Here is a 17,282-nt window from a genome sequence, read left to right as displayed (position 1 = left end):
CTAAATAAAAAAGAAAAAATCAAAGAGAATATTGTTATGGTTAACAAACAAAGGATTACAATTTCTATGTATATATTCATGGGATAAGCTAATTTAAAGTGTAAGATACATTTTCAATTTAAAGTTAAATAGATATTTTATGATAATCACAAAACCATTTAATAAATAAAGGAATACCCTGTTCAAGAGAAATTTTTGGATTGTAATTAAATTGTCTTTGGGTTTCTGAAATATCGGCTTGTGTTTTTACAATTTCCCCAGGTTGAATAGGTTCATAGATAATTTTTGCCTTTTTATTTGATGTTTTTTCGATCAATCTAACCAGCCTAATTAAGGGTTGAGATTGACCCGCACCTAAATTATATATCGAATGAAAGGGTTGTTTTGTATGTTTGGGTGGCTTTGATAAAATTGACATTATACCCTGCACAATATCATCAACATAAGTGAAATCACGTTTCATTTTGCCATGATTAAATAATTTAATTGGCTGCCCTGCAAAAATTGATTTTGTAAAATTATATACAGCCATATCAGGTCTACCCCATGGTCCATATACCGTAAAAAATCTTAATCCTGTACTTGGTATATTATATAGATATTGATAAGCATAAGATGTTAATTCATTGGTAATTTTGCTGACGCTATAAAAAGTCAAGGGTGTATTAACTGGATCATTAATTGTAAAAACATCTTTTTTGGTATTACCATAAACGGATGACGAACTTGCATAAACAAAATGCCGTAATTTTTTATAATCTTTAAACGCTTCCAAAAGATTTAAATGTCCCAAAATGTTAGAAGAAACATAAGCTTGGGGATTAATAAGTGAATAACGAACACCAACTTGGGCTGCAAGATGAATAACAAATTCTATATCATCATATTGTTGAATAAGATTTTTTAATTGCGGTTGATTACTAATATCAATTTGATAAAAATTAAAGGTATTTGGGTACGATTTTTTGATATTATTTAATCTTGCTTTTTTTAAATTTAGGTTATAATAATCATTCAGATTATCAACCCCAATAATAGATTTTTGTTTCTTTAATAAAGCTTGGCATACATGAAAACCTATAAAGCCTGCTGCACCTGTTATAAGTATTGCCATCATTAAAACCAAAAATTAAGCTTTGATATTTTTAAAATCTTATTTTTTTAGATCTTTATATCCATAACATAGACTATATATTATATGTATGCAAAGCTAAATACTGATATAACAGTATCAACTTAAACTTCGGGAGATTATTATGGCTTTAAAGACTGTTACACTAGAAGATAAGTATCTTATAAAAGATGAAAAGGTCTTTTTAACAGGCACGCAAGCTTTAGTAAGATTACCCCTTAGTCAAAAAAAACGTGATGAAAAAAATAATTTAAATACAGCCTGTTTTATATCTGGCTATAGAGGATCACCGTTGGGGGGTGTAGACCAAGCTTTATGGCAAGCTAAAAAATTTCTAGAAGCTAACCATGTAAATTTTCAACCAGGGGTCAATGAAGATTTAGCTGCAACTGCCGTATGGGGAAGCCAACAAGCCCAGCTTTTTGGCGATCAAAAATATGATGGTGTTTATGCCATGTGGTATGCCAAAGGACCAGGTATCGATCGCTCTGGTGACGTCCTTCGTCATGGTAATTTAGCCGGTACTTCAAAAAATGGCGGGGTATTACTACTAGCCGGTGATGATCATGGAAGTAAATCATCAACCACTGCACATCAATGTGAATTTACCTTTATGGATTTGGGGATTCCTGTTTTAAATCCTGCAGGTGTTCAAGAAATTTTGGATCTTGGTCTTCATGGCTGGGCATTATCCCGGTATTCAGGATGTTGGGTTGGTTTTAAGGTAATTTCCGAAACAATTGAATGTTCCGCCTCAGTTTATGCAGATCCTTTTCGTATTGACATTAAAATACCAACCGATTTTTCAATACCTAAGCATATCGATCCACATATTCATCTATATGCGGATCCTCATGTAACTCGCGTCGCTTTAAATCAGGAAATGACCTTACACCAATATAGATTACCTGCTGCTCTTGCTTATTGCCGGGCCAACAATTTAAATTACCCTATTTTTTCTTCAACAAAAAACCGATTAGGTATTATTACATGCGGAAAATCATATCTTGATGTCCGCCAAGCTTTTGACGATCTTGGTATTAGTAATGAAGAAATAAAATCTTTAGGTATTAATATTTATAAAATAGGCATGACATGGCCTCTTGAACCTCAAGGCATACAAGCATTTGCAGAAAATTGTGAAGAAATATTAATTATAGAAGAAAAACGTCCCTTAATTGAAAATCAAATTAAAGAACAATTATATAATTGGCCCAATTTCAAAAGACCAAAAATTTTAGGTAAATATGATGAGAATCAAAAACCTCTTTTACCTGCTATTGGTGAACTTAATCCTTCTATTATTGCTGAAGTTATTGGATCACGTATTAAAGGATTTAGCCCAGCGATCCAAGATAAAATAGATAGAAGAATTCAATTTATACAAAGTAAAGAATCTTCACTTTCTCATATTAAAACGTCACTTAAAAGAATGCCTTATTTTTGTTCTGGTTGCCCTCATAACACATCGACAAAAGTACCTGAAGATAGTCGTGCTTATGCGGGTATTGGATGCCATATTATGGCCCAATGGATGGACCGAGAAAATGTAACTTTTACCCACATGGGGGGTGAAGGTGTTAATTGGATTGGCCAAGCACCTTTTATTAAAACAGATCATGTCTTTCAAAACCTTGGAGATGGCACTTATTTTCATTCAGGCATATTAGCTATTCGTGCCACTGTTGCAGCGGGCGTTAATATAACATTTAAAATACTTTATAATGACGCCGTTGCTATGACAGGCGGGCAACATGTGGATGGTCCATTAGATGTACCTATGATTGTTAACCAATTAAAAAATGAAAATGTTAAAAAAATTGCTATTGTGAGTGACAATCCTGGTCAATATCCATCTGATACACTATCATATCCAGATGTTACAATATATCACCGGGATCGCTTAGATGAAATTCAAAAAGAATTTCGTAAAATCCCAGGAACAAGTGTAATTATTTATGATCAAACTTGCGCGGCTGAGAAACGTAGACGACGCAAAAAAGGTATTATGCCAGAACCAGATAAGAGACTATTTATCAATGAAATGGTATGCGAAGGTTGTGGTGATTGTGGCGTGCAATCAAATTGCTTATCACTTGTTCCTGTTGAAACAGAATTTGGACGTAAGCGTAATATTGATCAATCTACATGTAATAAAGATTATTCGTGCGTTAAAGGTTTTTGTCCGAGTTTTGTTAATGTGCATGGCGGCAAATTAAAAAAGCATCAAAAGCAAAATCTACCTTTCAACGTTTTACCTGAACCTACCTTACCAAATCTTAATGTACCCTATTCTATTATTGTCACAGGGGTTGGTGGTACTGGCGTTATAACTATAGGCGCTTTATTGGGGATGGCAGCCCATTTAGAAAATAAAGGTTGTTCGATGTTAGATATGACAGGTCTTTCCCAAAAAGGTGGGGCCGTTTTCAGTCATATACGCTTAGCTGATAAACCAGAAAAAATTCATGCTGCCCGTATAACAACAGGGGGAGCAAATTTATTAATTGGGTGTGATATAGTTGTTGCTGGAACCCCTGATGCTTTATCTAAAGTGCATAAGGGTATTACACATGCCGTTATTAATACTAATCAAACAATGACAGGTGAATTTACAAAAAATCCAGATCTTGCTTTCCCAGCAAAAGAATTAGAAACAACCATATCAGATGCTATCGGTTATACACGTGTGGAATTTCTTAAAGCAACTGAACTCGCTACATTATTATTTGGCGATTCTATTGCCACCAATTTATTCATGGTTGGGTATGCATACCAAAAAGGATTGATACCCCTCTCAGCCGAAGCTATCAACCGTGCGATTGAATTAAACAAAGTGTCTATCGACATGAATAAACAAGCGTTTTTATGGGGGAGAAGAGCTGCTTTCGATTTAAATCTTGTCACTCGCCTAGCTTCGCAAGATTTATTTAAACCTCAACATCAAAAAGTTTCAACTACTTTGGATGAAATTATAACTAAACGTTTTGATTTTTTAAAATCTTATCAAAATAATCAATATGCTGAACGTTATCTTAAAGTTGTAGAAAAAGTTAAAAAGATTGAAATAGAAAAATTTCCTACCCATCAACACCTTAGCACGACAGTGGCTAAATATTATTTTAAACTTTTGGCATATAAAGACGAATATGAAGTTGCACGTTTATATAGTAATCCAGATTTTATTAAACATCTTAAAAATACATTTGAGGGTGATTTTAAAATTGAATTAAATCTAGCTCCTCCTCTTTTAGCAAAAAAAGACCTTACAACGGGTATACCTAAGAAAATGGTTTTTGGACCCTGGATTTTTGGCTTATTTAAAATTTTATCTAAAATGAAATTTTTACGTGGTTCATTTTTGGATATTTTTGGCTATACCCATGAACGACGCCAAGAAAGAGCTTTAATTAAAGATTACGAACAAAAAATTGATTCTCTTTTAAATCAATTAAACACCCATAATTATGATTTAATTGTAAAAATATTGTCTTTACCAGAACATATACGTGGATACGGACACGTTAAAGAAAGACATATCTTTGAAACACAAGAAAAAGAGGCAGTTTTATTAAAACAATTAGAAGGTACAATGCAAAGCAATCTGAAAGCAGTGGGATAAAAAGAAATCAAAGCATTAAATTGTTATCCAATATCTTTATAAGCCTTTTCGTTGCATAAGGTATAAGTTCTGACGATTGCGCTATTTTTGATCCATATGTAAATATAACAAAAATAATTTTTGTTCTTTTATGGGGTAATTTTATAATCGCTGCATCATGTCTTGTGGTTGAGGTCCAACCTGCTTTGGACCACAGACTAGCATTATGGGGTAATGCCTGTCCCATAAAACCTTGAACTTGATATGTAAGGTTGTTCTTCCATAGTGTTGGATCTAAACTTCGTTTTAATAATTGTTTTATTTCCAAAGAAAATTTTTGTTTAACCAATTCCTCTTTTTCAATTGCCCATAATAACCGGGCAACTGCGTTGGTTGTTAAAACATTGCGATTATTAGGAATTTGATATCTTGATTGATATTCCCGTCCATATGGACCTTCATCCCATGTTTTTTGTGTAAGAACAATATTGTTAAATTCTGGCCATTTTAATGTTCTAAAATAATTTTGGATAATCCTGCGCTTTTTAACCCAGTTTTTTAAGGAAGATGATGTCAATTCCGGCCCACTTGTTGTTTGTGTTAAAATATCAATAATATAGTTTGTTGCATCATTACTTGATTCTCTGATCATAGCTTTCAAAGCACGTCTTATTTCTGTATTAAAAATTAATTTATTGTGCTCTGCCCAAATAAAAGTTGCCGCCATGTAAAAGAGTTTTATAACACTAGCGGGATATATTAAATCATTCCCTCTAAAATTTGTTCCCCAAGATAACTGTCGTGGTTTATTTAAGATTACTGTCAAAGCTATATTTTTTCTTGATAAATTAAGATGAACAAATTTGTCAAAAAGATCTTGGATTAATTTTTCTTTAGCTTGTTCTAATGCTGCATCTGCGTAATAAAAATTCATTTTTTAACTTGACCTTGATTTTTTGATTTAATAATAAAAAGTCATTGAACTTTTGAAAAAGTTCCCCCACTATCAATTAATCCTGTGTATAATTTATAGTTATACTCTTGGATTAATATACATTAAAGGATTTATTATTTTTTTAAGGGAGACTAATTGATGATAAAACAATTATCCGGTTTCAAAGCATTGTTGCTTGCCGCTGCATTCGCAGTCGCTGGTATAACAAATGCCGGGGCCGAACAAGTTCTTAATCGCGGTAACGGTACCGAACCGGAAACCCTAGACCCTCATCTTTCAACAGGTGTGCCGGAAGCTAATATTATATATGATCTTTTTGAAGGTCTACTTACTAGAAGCGCAGACGGCCAACCAGTACCAGGTATTGCAGAAAAATGGGAAATAAGTAATGATGGTAAAGTTTACACTTTCCATTTAAGAAAAAATGCAAAATGGTCAAATGGTGATCCTATAACCTCTGATGATTTTGTATATTCATTACGCCGTCTTGTTGATCCAAAAACCAACGCTGATTACGCATGGTTTGCCGATCCAATTTTGAATGCTGAAGATATCAGAACAGGAAAAAATACAGATATTAGCCAGCTTGGTGTCAAAACTGTAGATCCACAAACTTTACAAATTACACTTAAAGCATCCGCCCCCCACTTCATAGCTATGCTTGTGCATCATTCACTTTGGCCAGTACACAAAGCCACTGTTGAAAAATTTGGTGCGCAATGGACAAAACCAGGGAATATGGTTTCCAGTGGCGCTTATATGTTAACAGAATGGACACCACAATCCAAAGTTGTGTTAAAAAAGAATCCAAACTTTCATGATGCTGCTAATGTAAAAATTGATGTTGTTAATTATTTTCCAACGGAAAATCAAGCAGAAGAATTTAAACGTTATAAAGCAGGCGAACTTGATATTACTTATGATGTTCCTATGGACCAAATTAGCGTTGCCCAACAAACCATGAAAAATGAATACCAAAACACACCATATTTTGGTACATATTATTATGGTATTAACATGGAAAAAGATCCACTTGGTAAAGAACCAACTGTTCGTAAAGCACTTGCTTTAGCTGTTGATAGAGATGTTATTGTAAAGCAAATTACTAAAGGTGGCCAAATTCCAGCTTATGCTTTCGTACCACCTGGAATACCAGGCTATGAACAACAAAATGCTGATTTTGCTTCTATGACCCAAGCCCAACGTGAAGAAATGGCAAAAAAACTTTTTGCAGAAGCAGGTTATGGTGCAAGTAAACCTTTAAAAGTTGAAATTCTTTATAACACCAGTGATCAACACAAAAATATAGCTGTTGCTATCCAAGCTATGTGGAAAAAAGTTCTTGGTAATATTGAAACAACATTAACAAATCAAGAATGGAAAGTTTATTTAGATACGCGTGATAAAAAACAATATCAAGTTGCTCGTGCTGCTTGGATCGGTGATTTCAAAGACGCCAGTAACTTCTTAGATATGTTCCGTTCTAATGCAGGTCAGGCAAATAATATTGGGTATAATAATGCCAAATATGATGAACTTTTAACAAAAGCTGGTGTAACAAGTGACCAAAAAGAACGTTTTGGTCTTTTACAACAAGCTGAAAAAACATTGATTAGTGATCTGCCAATTATACCAATATATCATTATACAGATGATCATATGGTAAATCCAAAAATTCAAGGTTGGAAAAACGATCTTTTAGGTTTCCACTTGACACGTTATTTATCTAAACAATAACGTTATTTGATCAATCCCCGATTAAATAAGTTTAATCGGGGATTTTTTTGATTGTGCTTTTTATTTTCTTATACTGGTTAAAATAAATAAATCATGTTGTTTTATACAATTAGACGTATTTTTTGGGCTATACCTACGCTTCTTTTAATTATAACAATTGCTTTTTTTCTTATTAAAATTGCACCTGGTGGTCCATTCAGTAATGAACGTGTCCTTCCCCCAGAAATTGAAGCAAATCTTAACCGTACCTATCATCTTGATGAACCTATATGGAAACAATATTTACGTTATTTAAATAATATTGTGCATGGAGATTTTGGTCCTTCATTTAAATATAAAGATTTTACAGTAAGCGAACTTATTTGGGGCGGATTTCCAGTGTCTGCTAAATTAGGTGGTATTGCTATTTTATTAGCCACATTTTTTGGGGTTATGTTGGGTACCTTGGCCGCCCTCCGGCAGAATAGCTTATTTGATTATGGTACCATTGGTTTTGCCATGGTAGGTATTACTATCCCCAATTTTGTCATCGCACCTTTATTAACTTTAATAATCGGATTATATTTAAAATTATTACCCGTCGGTGGATGGGGTGATGGTGAATTTAAATATTGGGTTTTACCTATAACGGCTTTGGCTTTACCTCAAATAGCTATTATCGCACGATTAACTCGCGGATCAATGATTGAAGTATTACGAAGCAATTATGTACGCACAGCTCGTGCCAAGGGATTACCTGAAAGAATTACCATTTTACGTCATACAATTAAAGCTGCCATGATTCCAGTTTGCTCTTATCTTGGCCCGGCGATAGCAAATATTATTACAGGTTCCATTATTATAGAACAGGTTTTCAGTATACCTGGTATTGGAAGATATTTTGTTCAAGCGTCATTTAATAGGGATTATACACTTGTTATGGGTGTAACAATTTTTTATGGCGTATTAATCATTTTATTTAATTTAGTCGTTGATATTGTTTACGGATTTTTAGATCCCAAAATTCGTTATGAGTAACCAAATGCAAAATATTAATATCATTTCTCAAGAAATCCCTTCTCAACAAGAAATTAAGGGGCGCAGTTTATGGGCAAATGCAAGATCCCGCCTTTTTCGTAATAAAGCAGCTGTCTCAAGTATGGTTGTTCTTTTAATAATTAGTCTTTCGGCTATTTTTGCACCTTATCTTAGTCACTATTCATATGATGAAGTTGATTTTAGCAAATTTGCATCTGCACCAAGTATCGAAGATAAACATTATTTAGGAACAGATGCCAATGGCAGAGATCTATTAGCCAGAGTTTTAAATGGCGGACGTATTTCATTATCTGTAGGTCTGGTTGCCACTTTTGTCAGTATGCTTATTGGTGTTAGTTGGGGGGCAACCGCAGGATTTATTGGGGGGAGAATAGATGCGATTATGATGCGTATAGTTGATATTCTTTATGCCATGCCTTTTATGTTTTTTGTCATCATGTTGACAGTGGTTTTTGAAAAGAGTATCTTTTTAATATATATAGCAATCGGTGCAATCTCTTGGCTGGATATGGCAAGGATTGTCCGAGGACAAGCCATCAGTTTAAGACGTAAAGAATTTGTTGAAGGTGCGATGGCATGCGGTGTATCAAATTTTAATATAATTCGTCGCCATATCATTCCTAATGCTTTAGGCCCAGTGGTTATCTATTGTACATTAACCGTACCAGCTGTTATTTTAACAGAATCTTTTATTAGCTTTTTAGGCCTAGGCGTGCAAGAACCCCATACAAGTTGGGGAATGCTTATCAGTGAAGGCGTTAGAACTATGGAAACTTCATGGTGGATGCTTGTATTTCCAGCGTCATTTTTAGCGGTTACTTTATTTTGTTTTAATTATATTGGTGATGGTCTACGCGATGCATTAGACCCAAAAGATAGATAAACATGAATAATATTCTTGATGTTAAAAATCTTAATACTGTTTTTTCTACTCCTGAAGGAGAAGTCAAAGCTGTTAATGATGTAAATTTTGCAATAAAAGAAAGAGAATGCATTGGCATTGTAGGGGAATCAGGTTCAGGTAAAAGCCAAATTTTCTTATCTATTATGGGATTACTTGCCAATAATGGTCGTGCTACAGGTAATGTTTTATTTAAAAATACGGAAATACTGGGATTACCACCATCTACACTAAATAAAATTCGGGGGGAAAAAATGTCTATGATCTTTCAAGATCCGATGACATCTCTTAACCCCTATTTAACAGTTCGGCGCCAAATGACCGAGGTACTTATAACTCATAAAGGATTAAGTGAAGATCAAGCGTGTAAAAAATCTATTGAAATGCTTGATAAAGTTCATATACCTGAAGCTTATAAAAGAATTAATATGTACCCTCATGAATTTTCTGGTGGAATGCGTCAAAGGGTCATGATTGCCATGGCTCTATTATGTCATCCTGAACTCTTAATTGCAGATGAACCTACGACAGCTTTAGATGTTACTGTGCAGGCACAAATTCTTAATATTTTAGCTGAACTTCAACATGACAATAAAATGTCACTGGTTATGATTACACATGATTTAGGAATTATAGCAGGTTTATGTGACCGCGTTATTGTTATGTATGCGGGTAGAATAGTTGAAGCTGGCCCTGTCCGAGATATTTTCTTTAATCCCCAACACCCTTATACGATTGGTCTTATACGTTCTATTCCAAGGTTAGATGATCACATGGAAAGATTATTGACTATTGCTGGTCAACCCCCAAATTTACAAAAATTACCTGAAGGTTGTTCCTTTCAAACGCGCTGTCCAAATGTTATGTCTATATGTAAAAATGTCAGACCATTACTTGAAAACTATACCGAAGAAAGATGGAAAGCATGTCATCTCAGTTAACCTCAAAACAAACTAATTCTTTTCTTTCTATTCAAAATTTGAAGGTATATTTTCCTATTGGTACTTCTTTATTTAACATATTCCCAACCCATTTTTTAAAAGCTGTTGATAATGTTAGCTTTGATTTAGTAGCAGGCGAAACTTTGGGTTTAGTTGGTGAATCTGGGTGTGGTAAATCCACCTTGGGCCGCGCTATTTTAAGATTGATCCCTGCAACCGATGGAAAAGTTATATGGTTAGGTAATAATATTTATGATCTTAGTGATCAAAATATGCGTCAAAAAAGACGTGAAATGCAAATTATTTTTCAAGACCCTCTTGCGTCACTTAATCCCCGAATGACCATTGGTGAGATCATTGCAGAACCATTAGTTACATTTCATCCAGAATTAAAAAGAAAAGAAATACGTGCACGTGTCCAGGACATAATGCAAAAGGTTGGATTATTACCCCAACAAATCAATCGCTATCCTCATGAATTTTCTGGTGGACAATGCCAAAGAATTGGGATTGCACGTGCCATGATTAATCATCCTAAATTAATAATTTGTGATGAACCAGTTAGTGCGCTTGACGTATCAATTCAAGCACAAATCGTTAATTTATTAATGGATTTACAAAAAGATATGGGACTCTCTTTGATCTTTATATCACATAATTTAAGTGTTGTCCGGCATATCAGCCATAGAATTATGGTTCTTTATTTAGGTAAAACAGTTGAAATTGCGTCACGTGATCAACTTTATGCCAATCCTCGCCATCCTTATACACGTGCTCTTATTTCTGCTGTACCCATCCCAGATCCCGATATAGAAAAGAAAAAGAAACGCATTGTGTTAAAAGGGGACCTCCCCTCTCCTTTAAATCCACCAAGCGGATGTAATTTTAGAACACGATGCCCGTTAGCAACAGAAATTTGTGCTGAAAAAACTCCCTATTTACAAGAAATAGAAAAAGGTCATTCTGTTTCATGTCATCATTGGGATAAAGCTTTATAGAATTTATAATCCAACAGCTTGTTTATATATATCCAAAATAGCTTCTTGTTCTTGACGAACATTATCATCTAGTTTTCTTAATCTGACAATTTGTCTCATCGTTTTTGTATCAAACCCGTTTGCTTTGGCTTCGGCATATACGTCACGAATATCCGACATTAAGCTTGCTTTTTCTTCTTCTAATCTTTCGACTCTTTCAATAAAAGAAAGTAATTGATCTTTCCCTACAGTTTTATTTTTCATCATTTATCCTTATAATTACTAATAGTTTTTTTAAATAGGTTTTTGATATTGATTTTTCCATTGTTCATAAGACATGCCATAAATTATATTCCTAGCTTCTTCATAATTTAAATCAATATTTCTATTTTTTGCTGCTTCTACATACCATTTTGCTAAACAATTTCTACAAAAACCTGCAGTATTCATTAAGTCAATATTTTGTACATTTGTACTGTTCTGTAAATGACTTATAAGCTTTTTGAAAACATCTGATTCTAGTTTTTCAATCATTAATTTATCCATATATCTCTCCTTATTAATGCTTTTTAATTTGATGTAGGTTTTTATTTAAAATGATTCCTTTTAGCAAACTGAATAATTTTTTTGCCCAAAAGCAAACACCATCTTCATGATCGATCAAATCTTGTTTTAGTTCAATTAAAACGTGGGGGATACCCAAAGATTCCGCATGAAAAGGTAATGTATACCCCGTACAAGTTTGACCACTATAAGGTTGGTTATCCCCTACACATAAATGGGTATCTTCTTTTAATAAATTAAACATAAGTGTGGCTAATCTTTTATCACGATTCCATAATATACCTATATGCCATGGTCTTTGGTATCCCTGCATCACAGGTGTAAAACTATGAAGAGAAACTAAAATAGGTACCTTATGGTTTTGAAGAGAATGATTGATAATATTATTTATATAATTGTGATAAGGTAAATATATTTCTGTCACACGAAATAATTGTTCTGTTGATAATAGGTTATTGTTGCCAGGAATTAAAATATTATCACTTATGGGGCTTATACAATCGGGACTAGACGTTGCCCTATTACAATCTATAACAAGACGAGAATAGTGATTCATAATAAACATAGAATCTAAATATTGCGCTAGTTTTATCCCGACATTTTTTATGCCTATATCGTAAGCAATATGAAGTTTTAGTAAATTGGAAGATAAGCCTAGATTGTTAAGTTTTTGGGGTATAGCTCTGCCCCCATGATCAGCAAGCAATATAAGCGGTGAAAGACTGTTTTTATTATAAATAAATATAGGATTTGGATCGTTAGGATTTAATAACATTATGCATCTTTGCTTTATTATTAGTATAATAGTAAAAGAAAATTATATTGATTGTTGACTTAACATTTCAATTAATCTTTTATACAATAAGTTCAGATAAAAAATGACTTATTTTAAATGTATTAAAGGTTAATACCTTAAATATTTGGGGTTAATTATGAATTATAAAATTGTTGAAAAAGAAAGCTTAACCATTGTAGGGATTAGTGTAAGAACAACCAATCAAAATGGCCAAGCCATGAAAGATATTGGCGAACTTTGGAATAGATTTATTAAAGAAAACATTAAGGATAAAATTACAAATAAAATTGATGATGAAGTATATTCTGTTTACACAGATTATGAAGGTGATTTTACAAAACCATATACAGTGATTATAGGGTGTAAGGTACCCCATACAAATAATATTCCAAATAACATGCAAAGCAAAATTATACCTAATTCTACATATGCGGTTTTTACAGCAAAGGGTAAAATACCAGAAGCAATTATTGATACTTGGCAAACAATATGGCATGAAGCCATAAAAAGATCATATACAAATGATTTCGAATTATATGATGATAGATCAAAAAATATGGAACATGCTGAAGTAGATATTTATATTGCAATTAACCAATAGGTTCTTTATGCAAAGACAAAGAAGAGCAAAAATAATAGCAACTCTTGGTCCTACAAGTTCTTCTGAATCTATTATATCTAATCTATTTCAAACGGGTGCAGATGTATTCCGATTAAATTTTAGTCACGGCACCCAAACAGACCATGAAAATAAAATTAAAATTCTTCGCCATATAGAAAAACAATTTAATCATCCCATTTCTATTATTGCGGATATGCAAGGCCCTAAATTAAGAATTGGTGAATTCGAAAATAACTATATTGAGTTAAAAAAAGGGCAATCATTTATATTGGATTCAAAAAATGATTTAGGAAATGATCAAAGAGTTTATTTTCCTCATCCCAATATTATTAAAATTCTTCAACCTAATACCTTACTTTTATTAGATGATGGTAAAATTCATTTAACTGTCATAAAAACAGAAAATAATTGTATTGAAACAATCGTAAAAATAGGTGGAAAACTAAGCAGTAAAAAAGGTGTTAATATACCGTCAGTTATTTTACCAATTCCTTCTTTAACAGAAAAAGATTTATCGGATCTTCATTTTTCTCTTAATCATGATGTTGATTGGGTTGCTTTATCTTTTGTACAAAAACCAGAAGATGTAATCGAAGCACGCAAAATCATTAATAACAGAGCGGGTATTATTGTTAAATTAGAAAAACCATCTGCGGCTATTGAACATTTAGATGAAATCATAAAACTTACTGATGCTGTGATGATAGCCCGTGGTGATTTAGGTGTTGAAATGCCACCTGAAAATGTTCCACCCATTCAAAAAAGCATTATACAATTATGCCGCAAAGCAGGTAAACCTGTAATTGTTGCAACTCAAATGTTGGAATCTATGATTAATTCTCCAACCCCAACAAGAGCTGAAGCTTCAGATGTTGCCACCGCTATTTATGATGGCGCCGATGCTGTTATGTTATCAGCAGAAAGTGCATCTGGTTTATATCCTATAGATGCTGTAAATATGATGGATAGAATTATTAAAAAAATTGAGCAAGATCCACTTTATTGGAAAATCCTTGATGCACAACATCAAACCCCAGAAGCAACATCAAGCGATGCAATTACAGCTGCTGCCGCACAAGTTACACACACTATATCAGCCAAAATAATTGTGACGTATACAACATCTGGTTCTACCACATTACGCGCAGCGCGAGAAAGACCAGAAGCACCAATATTATGTTTAACTTCTAATAAAAAAACAGCGCGAAGATTAAATATGGTATGGGGAACATATTGTGTTGAAACCGAAGATGTAAAAAATTTCTCTGAAATGGTGATTAAGGCTTGTGATATTGCCCAACAACATAAACTAGTTAATAAAGGAGATAAAATTGTGATAACTGCAGGTGTACCTTTTGGAACACCTGGTGCTACAAATTCACTTCGGATTGCAACTATATAAATGTTATTTAATTCTTATATTTTTGTCTTTATATTTTTACCAATAGTATTATGTATATTTTATAAAATTGGCCCAATAAACCATAGATTAGGAATTGCATGGCTTACTGCTGCATCCGTCTTTTTTTATGGATGGTGGAATCCAAACTATTTAGTTTTGTTATTTTTTTCTATTATCATTAATTTTCTCTTTGGTATAAAAATTGCACGAACATACAACCAATCATTTAGAAAATTTTTATTTATTCTTTCTATTGTTTTTAACCTAATTCTTTTAGCTTATTATAAATATACCGATTTTATTATTTTTAATTTCAATAATATTAGTACAACTGAATGGGCACTTCCTCATATAATTTTGCCATTAGGTATTTCATTTTATACATTCACGCAAATTGCTTTTTTAGTTGATACATATCGTGGTGAAGTGAAAGAGTTTAATTTTCTTCATTACATGCTTTTTGTCACATATTTTCCTCATTTAATTGCTGGTCCTATTATTCATCATAAAGAGGTCATGCCACAATTTAACAACAAAAGTATCTACGCAGAAAAATTTAATAATGTAGCTATTGGTCTAACTGTATTTATTATTGGGTTATCAAAAAAACTTTTATTGGCAGACCAAATTGCCCCAACTGTTGATAGTATATTCCTTACAGCCAATCAAAATAATTATATAAGTACATATCAATCTTGGATTGGGGCTTTGGGCTATACACTCCAATTATATTTTGATTTTTCTGGATATTCTGATATGGCCATTGGCCTTTCAAAAATGTTAGGTATTAAACTTCCTCTTAATTTTAATTCCCCTTATAAAGCATTAAACATTATAGATTTTTGGCGTCGTTGGCATATGACACTTTCTCGCTTTTTAAGGGATTATCTTTACATTCCCTTAGGAGGCAACCGTAAAGGTACCTTCAGACGTCATATCAATCTTTTAATCACAATGTTTCTTGGCGGTTTGTGGCATGGTGCTGGGTGGACCTTTATTATTTGGGGAACTCTTCATGGAATTTATTTAATCATTAACCATATTTGGTCAAACACAATTGGACAAATAATTAAAAATAAAATAAATATTTATCCTATTTTTGTTTTGCTTTATAAATTAGTCTGCCAGCTTATTACATTATTGTGCGTTATAATTGCTTGGGTATTTTTTAGAGCACCTGATACATCGACAGCAATTTCAATAATAAAATCAATGTTTGGAAGGCAAAATAACGTACAGTTCATCCAATCTCTACCTTATAGCACGGAAATTATTTATTGGCTTATTAGTCTTCTATTAATTGTTTGGATGTTACCAAATACCCAACAAATTGTCAGACAAATTGGCGATTTTACCCCTAAAAAAACGAATTATATTAACACCATTATTCATTGGAAACCAAATTTTACATATTTATTTATTTGCTCTTTATTATTTGTTATTTGTCTTCTTTTAATTAATAAAGAAAGCACCTTTCTTTATTACCAGTTTTAAAAGTAAAAGTGAACAATTCTATGAATCCACGTCGATATACTTTTTATCTTATAATTTTAGTTCTATTATTTTTAATACCAATTATTGTCTTTAATTTTTATATTGATCCTGCAAATTTATTTAAAAGCAGTATCTATGAAAAAAAAATTGCTGCCCTTCTTTTACAAAATAAAAATATTGCGAATATTGTAACATATAAAGAAAAATTGACCCAAAAATATATAATCTATGAAACTCAGAATTTTCCTGAAGTTTTAGCATTTGGATCAAGCCGTATGGGTATTATAGATAGAGATTTCTTTCCCAATAAAACCTTTTTTAATCATTTTGTAACCGGTAATACCATTGAAGATATGTTAGCCTTTTATGGTTTTTATAAAATAAAAAACCCAAATTATAAACCAGAGATTATTATAATGGGATTAGATGCATGGCTTTTAAATCCGCAATATAGGCAAAATTTTCTAGAAACTGCTACACCTTTAGAAGATGGTATCAACAAAGGAAGGGAATTAATTCATTTAACACCTTTACATTTTAATAAGTCAAATCTAAGCAAATATTTAGAATTAATATCATTCGATTATCTAAAAGCTTCTTGGCAAGATTGGAAAAAGATACATAAAAAACAATTAAAAAATTCATATTTTATTACAGAAGAAAAAATTGGGGAATTTTCTATTAAAAGAAGCGATGGTTCTTATGTATATCCCAAAAAATATAGGGAAATGAATGACACAGAAAAACAAAAATTAATGAATAAATATATATCTAGAGAATATTTATCTGGTTATGATGGATTTAAAGAATTAGATCAAGAACAGGCTAATATTTTTGACTCTTTCATTAATTATTTAGTTAATACAGAACATGTCAAATTAATTTTTTACTTTCCACCAAATCACAATGTTGTTTATAACGAATTAAAAAATAATCTATCTAAATACAAAAACTTTTTTTTAGCAGAAGATTACTTTTTATCTATAGCTAAAAAATATAATATAGAAATTATTGGAGATTATAATCCTGAAAAATGCGGGCTCAATGAAACCAATTTTTATGATCCAAGCAGCCATATAAAAATTGATTTCATTCACCAAGCATTTAAAAAATGTTCTTAGT

Annotated in this window: 15 protein-coding genes; 10 read left to right on the top strand and 5 right to left on the bottom strand. The window is 32.4% G+C overall.

The window, feature by feature from the left end:
- Nucleotides 1–124 precede the first annotated feature (124 nt).
- Nucleotides 125–1,117, bottom strand: a complete 993-nt coding sequence (locus K1X44_01675; protein ID MBX7145998.1) for a GDP-mannose 4,6-dehydratase — start codon at nucleotides 1,115–1,117, stop codon at nucleotides 125–127.
- 139 nt (nucleotides 1,118–1,256) lie between these two features.
- On the opposite strand from K1X44_01675, the gene K1X44_01670 reads away from it, so the two are divergent.
- Nucleotides 1,257–4,754: an indolepyruvate ferredoxin oxidoreductase family protein gene (locus K1X44_01670; GenBank protein MBX7145997.1), complete on the top strand. Its 3,498-nt coding sequence runs from the start codon at nucleotides 1,257–1,259 to the stop codon at nucleotides 4,752–4,754.
- Nucleotides 4,755–4,761: 7 nt separating this feature from the next.
- Here the strand turns inward: K1X44_01670 and K1X44_01665 are convergent, their stop codons facing one another.
- Nucleotides 4,762–5,667, bottom strand: coding sequence for a class A beta-lactamase-related serine hydrolase (locus K1X44_01665; GenBank protein ID MBX7145996.1), 906 nt, complete (start codon nucleotides 5,665–5,667; stop codon nucleotides 4,762–4,764).
- A gap of 159 nt (nucleotides 5,668–5,826) precedes the next feature.
- Here K1X44_01665 and K1X44_01660 point away from each other — a divergent pair, with 159 nt between their 5' ends.
- The 5 genes from K1X44_01660 to K1X44_01640 all read left to right on the top strand — a co-directional run bounded on the left by K1X44_01660 (nucleotide 5,827) and on the right by K1X44_01640 (nucleotide 11,303).
- Nucleotides 5,827–7,425 carry a peptide ABC transporter substrate-binding protein gene (locus tag K1X44_01660; protein ID MBX7145995.1) on the top strand — a complete coding sequence of 533 codons (1,599 nt, stop codon included), beginning with the start codon at nucleotides 5,827–5,829 and terminating at the stop codon, nucleotides 7,423–7,425.
- A gap of 93 nt (nucleotides 7,426–7,518) precedes the next feature.
- Nucleotides 7,519–8,442, top strand: a complete 924-nt coding sequence (gene oppB / locus K1X44_01655; GenBank protein ID MBX7145994.1) for an oligopeptide ABC transporter permease OppB — start codon at nucleotides 7,519–7,521, stop codon at nucleotides 8,440–8,442.
- Nucleotides 8,435–9,346 (top strand): ABC transporter permease subunit, encoded by a 912-nt coding sequence (locus K1X44_01650; protein MBX7145993.1) that lies wholly within the window; start codon nucleotides 8,435–8,437, stop codon nucleotides 9,344–9,346. Before oppB ends, K1X44_01650 begins: the two co-directional genes overlap by 8 nt.
- Nucleotides 9,347–9,348: 2 nt before the next feature.
- Nucleotides 9,349–10,305, top strand: coding sequence for an ATP-binding cassette domain-containing protein (locus K1X44_01645; GenBank protein MBX7145992.1), 957 nt, complete (start codon nucleotides 9,349–9,351; stop codon nucleotides 10,303–10,305).
- On the top strand, nucleotides 10,290–11,303 hold the full coding sequence (locus K1X44_01640; GenBank protein MBX7145991.1) for a dipeptide ABC transporter ATP-binding protein: 1,014 nt from the start codon (nucleotides 10,290–10,292) through the stop codon (nucleotides 11,301–11,303). The genes K1X44_01645 and K1X44_01640 overlap by 16 nt, the downstream gene beginning before the upstream one ends.
- A gap of 3 nt (nucleotides 11,304–11,306) precedes the next feature.
- On the opposite strand, the gene K1X44_01635 is transcribed toward K1X44_01640, so the two are convergent.
- From K1X44_01635 to K1X44_01625, 3 genes are read right to left on the bottom strand one after another with little or no spacing between them, the layout of a single operon-like run.
- Nucleotides 11,307–11,546 carry a DUF2312 domain-containing protein gene (locus tag K1X44_01635; GenBank protein MBX7145990.1) on the bottom strand — a complete coding sequence of 80 codons (240 nt, stop codon included), beginning with the start codon at nucleotides 11,544–11,546 and terminating at the stop codon, nucleotides 11,307–11,309.
- 30 nt (nucleotides 11,547–11,576) lie between these two features.
- Nucleotides 11,577–11,828: a DUF1244 domain-containing protein gene (locus tag K1X44_01630; GenBank protein MBX7145989.1), complete on the bottom strand. Its 252-nt coding sequence runs from the start codon at nucleotides 11,826–11,828 to the stop codon at nucleotides 11,577–11,579.
- Nucleotides 11,829–11,841: 13 nt separating this feature from the next.
- Nucleotides 11,842–12,621 (bottom strand): N-formylglutamate amidohydrolase, encoded by a 780-nt coding sequence (locus K1X44_01625; GenBank protein ID MBX7145988.1) that lies wholly within the window; start codon nucleotides 12,619–12,621, stop codon nucleotides 11,842–11,844.
- Between the two features lie 157 nt (nucleotides 12,622–12,778).
- On the opposite strand from K1X44_01625, the gene K1X44_01620 reads away from it, so the two are divergent.
- Genes K1X44_01620 through K1X44_01605 form a run of 4 tightly spaced genes read left to right on the top strand, consistent with a single transcriptional unit; the run spans nucleotide 12,779 to nucleotide 17,281 of the window.
- A complete protein-coding gene (locus K1X44_01620; GenBank protein ID MBX7145987.1) occupies nucleotides 12,779–13,243 on the top strand; it encodes a GyrI-like domain-containing protein in 465 nt (154 codons plus the stop codon).
- Between the two features lie 7 nt (nucleotides 13,244–13,250).
- Nucleotides 13,251–14,666 (top strand): pyruvate kinase, encoded by a 1,416-nt coding sequence (gene pyk / locus K1X44_01615; GenBank protein MBX7145986.1) that lies wholly within the window; start codon nucleotides 13,251–13,253, stop codon nucleotides 14,664–14,666.
- Nucleotides 14,667–16,160: an MBOAT family protein gene (locus K1X44_01610; protein MBX7145985.1), complete on the top strand. Its 1,494-nt coding sequence runs from the start codon at nucleotides 14,667–14,669 to the stop codon at nucleotides 16,158–16,160. It begins immediately after the preceding gene.
- Nucleotides 16,161–16,180: 20 nt separating this feature from the next.
- Nucleotides 16,181–17,281 carry a hypothetical protein gene (locus K1X44_01605; protein MBX7145984.1) on the top strand — a complete coding sequence of 367 codons (1,101 nt, stop codon included), beginning with the start codon at nucleotides 16,181–16,183 and terminating at the stop codon, nucleotides 17,279–17,281.
- Nucleotide 17,282 lies beyond the last annotated feature (1 nt).

The sequence above is a fragment of the Alphaproteobacteria bacterium genome, assembly GCA_019695395.1.
GTDB lineage: Bacteria > Pseudomonadota > Alphaproteobacteria > JAEUKQ01 > JAIBAD01 > JAIBAD01.
This window is presented reverse-complemented; position numbering and strand designations above follow the sequence as displayed.

Excerpts from the sequence above, each read along its gene's own strand:
- K1X44_01660 (MBX7145995.1), top strand. The coding sequence starts at position 5,827 with ATGATAAAACAATTATCCGGTTTCAAAGCATTGTTGCTTGCCGCTGCA.
- K1X44_01650 (MBX7145993.1), top strand. The coding sequence starts at position 8,435 with ATGAGTAACCAAATGCAAAATATTAATATCATTTCTCAAGAAATCCCT.
- oppB (MBX7145994.1), top strand. The coding sequence starts at position 7,519 with ATGTTGTTTTATACAATTAGACGTATTTTTTGGGCTATACCTACGCTT.
- K1X44_01635 (MBX7145990.1), bottom strand. The coding sequence starts at position 11,546 with ATGAAAAATAAAACTGTAGGGAAAGATCAATTACTTTCTTTTATTGAA.
- pyk (MBX7145986.1), top strand. The coding sequence starts at position 13,251 with ATGCAAAGACAAAGAAGAGCAAAAATAATAGCAACTCTTGGTCCTACA.
- K1X44_01645 (MBX7145992.1), top strand. The coding sequence starts at position 9,349 with ATGAATAATATTCTTGATGTTAAAAATCTTAATACTGTTTTTTCTACT.
- K1X44_01620 (MBX7145987.1), top strand. The coding sequence starts at position 12,779 with ATGAATTATAAAATTGTTGAAAAAGAAAGCTTAACCATTGTAGGGATT.
- K1X44_01640 (MBX7145991.1), top strand. The coding sequence starts at position 10,290 with ATGTCATCTCAGTTAACCTCAAAACAAACTAATTCTTTTCTTTCTATT.
- K1X44_01625 (MBX7145988.1), bottom strand. The coding sequence starts at position 12,621 with ATGTTATTAAATCCTAACGATCCAAATCCTATATTTATTTATAATAAA.
- K1X44_01610 (MBX7145985.1), top strand. The coding sequence starts at position 14,667 with ATGTTATTTAATTCTTATATTTTTGTCTTTATATTTTTACCAATAGTA.
- K1X44_01665 (MBX7145996.1), bottom strand. The coding sequence starts at position 5,667 with ATGAATTTTTATTACGCAGATGCAGCATTAGAACAAGCTAAAGAAAAA.
- K1X44_01630 (MBX7145989.1), bottom strand. The coding sequence starts at position 11,828 with ATGGATAAATTAATGATTGAAAAACTAGAATCAGATGTTTTCAAAAAG.
- K1X44_01605 (MBX7145984.1), top strand. The coding sequence starts at position 16,181 with ATGAATCCACGTCGATATACTTTTTATCTTATAATTTTAGTTCTATTA.
- K1X44_01675 (MBX7145998.1), bottom strand. The coding sequence starts at position 1,117 with ATGATGGCAATACTTATAACAGGTGCAGCAGGCTTTATAGGTTTTCAT.
- K1X44_01670 (MBX7145997.1), top strand. The coding sequence starts at position 1,257 with ATGGCTTTAAAGACTGTTACACTAGAAGATAAGTATCTTATAAAAGAT.